This window comes from Escherichia sp. Lx600-2 (assembly GCF_036662595.1).
Taxonomy (GTDB): domain Bacteria; phylum Pseudomonadota; class Gammaproteobacteria; order Enterobacterales; family Enterobacteriaceae; genus Escherichia; species Escherichia coli.
On sequence record NZ_JAYQWM010000195.1, the window covers coordinates 1 to 2,328 of the forward strand.

2 protein-coding genes are annotated in these 2,328 nt (G+C 44.4%); both read left to right on the forward strand.

Annotated features, from left to right (window positions below; translation table 11 throughout):
- Positions 1 to 1,954 (forward strand): Fe(2+) transporter permease subunit FeoB (gene feoB, locus OQV04_RS24295; protein ID WP_332643200.1); only part of this gene is annotated, 1,954 nt, incomplete at its 5' end.
- An 11-nt stretch (positions 1,955 to 1,965) separates the two neighbouring features.
- Positions 1,966 to 2,199, forward strand: coding sequence for a FeoC-like transcriptional regulator (locus tag OQV04_RS24300; RefSeq protein WP_042847763.1), 234 nt, complete (start codon positions 1,966 to 1,968; stop codon positions 2,197 to 2,199).
- The last annotated feature ends 129 nt before the right edge of the window (positions 2,200 to 2,328 follow it).

A 2,328-nucleotide genomic window follows, 5' to 3' on the forward strand; every position in this document is an offset into this window, starting at 1 on the left:
GGATATCGCACAAAGCCAACATATTGATATTGATATTGCTCAATTGGAGAAACAACTGGGTTGCCCTGTCATTCCAATGGTTTCAACACGTGCGACTGGTATTAATGAATTAAAGAAAACCATTGATACTCATCCACAAAATAGCCAAAAAGCCCTTGTCGAATATCCACCTCAATTATTACAAGCGGTAGACTCACTGTCAGATCAAATATCATCACAGCAATTTAGCCACCAACAACGCCGCTGGTTAGCATTACAAATCCTCGAAGGGGATATTTACAGCCGCCAACGTGCAGAAATAACAGAAGAGCAATTACTTTCGACACGCCAACAACTTAAAGAGAGTTTGAATGAAGAACCCGAGTTACTCATTGCAGACTCTCGCTATCAGTCTATTGCGACTATTTGCCATGCCGCTATTAATAATAGTGCTGCTGAACCCAACAAATTAACGCAATCACTGGATAGATTTATTCTCAGTCGCTGGCTTGGTGTCCCGATTTTCTTGTTTGTCATGTACCTGATGTTTGTATTAGCAATTAATATCGGAGGAGCACTACAACCTTTCTTCGAGGGGGCATCAGAAGCCATATTTATTCATGGTCTCCAGTGGCTGGGAGATTATTTGAGTTTCCCTGATTGGCTAACCATCTTCCTTGCCCAAGGTGTTGGTGGTGGTATTAATACCGTTTTACCACTCGTACCACAAATCGGGATGATGTACCTATTTCTTTCAATACTCGAAGACTCCGGCTATATGGCTCGTGCGGCATTTGTAATGGACAGGCTCATGCAAGCACTGGGCTTACCCGGCAAATCATTTGTGCCCTTAATTGTTGGCTTTGGCTGTAACGTTCCTTCCATTATGGGCGCACGTACTCTTGATGCACCGCGTGAAAGGCTGATTACTGTTCTAATGGCACCATTTATGTCTTGCGGCGCAAGGCTGGCAATTTTTGCAGTATTTGCCGCGGCCTTTTTCGGTAAAAACGGCGCTAGTGTTGTCTTTTCCCTGTATATTTTAGGGATTGTGGTCGCTATCCTGACAGGATTGCTACTCAAACACACTTTAATGCGCGGTGAAGCCTCCCCTTTCGTTATGGAATTACCGGTTTATCACGTTCCTCACGTCAAAACGTTACTGATCCAAACTTGGCAACGCTTGAAAGGCTTTGTGGTACGTGCTGGTAAGGTTATCGTCGTTGCCAGTATCTTTATCGGTGCATTAAACAGCTTCTCCTTCTCAGGTAAACCCGTTGATAATATTAATGATTCGGCACTGGCTTCGGTCAGTAAAGTTATCACGCCTGCATTACAGCCAATCGGCGTTCACGCGGACAACTGGCAAGCCACCGTCGGATTAATCACGGGAGCAATGGCCAAAGAAGTGGTCGTGGGTACATTAAATACCCTGTATACCGCCGAAGCGATCACCGCCGAACCATTTGATGCTGAATCTTTCAATTTGTGGGAAGAGTTAGAGGATGCGGTATCCGATACTTGGGATAGCTTAAAAGAAACCTTTACATTAAGTGCGCTATCGAACCCTATCGAAGCCAGTAAAGGGGACGGTGAGATGGAGTCAGGCTCTATGGGTACCATGGCGGCGAAATTTGGTTCTGGCATCGCGGCTTATAGTTATCTAATTTTTGTCTTGCTATATGTGCCTTGCGTATCTGTGATGGGGGCTATCGCTCGCGAAACCAATAAAAGCTGGATGAGTTTTTCCATTCTTTGGGGGCTCAATGTGGCCTATAGCCTTTCTGCACTGTTTTACCAAATAGCGACATTCAGTGAGCACCCACAAAGTAGCTTAATAACTATCATTGCGGTAGTTGCTTTCAATCTTGTTTTACTTATGTTCTTACGCCGTGTCCGTAGTCGGGTCACATTGAATATAAAAAGTAAAACTGCGGCGCAATGCTCTGGATGTTCAGGCAATGCCTGCCACTAAGGAATAACGTGATGGTCAGCTTGTTACAAGTTCGAGATTTAATCGCCTTATATGGGCAAGCTGACATCACTTTACTGAGTGAGCGCCTCAATACCCCAATTCCGTTAGTCCAAGCCATGGCTGAAAAGCTAGTGAGTCTAGGCAAAATTGAAAAAGTCGATGTGAGTGCTTGTTTGACAGGTAGCAGTTGCAAGGGTTGCCCCGAAAGCACCGACTGTGCGCACTTTGTGTATAAGATAAAGTGAGGCACCTTGAAGGAATGTCATAAACCTGCAATTCTTTTTATCGCATAGTTGAATTCTTAAAAAACCAGACCTCTGCCGGAATATTGGGGTTTAGTTTGTGTCAATAAATCATTAACCATCATCGATTCC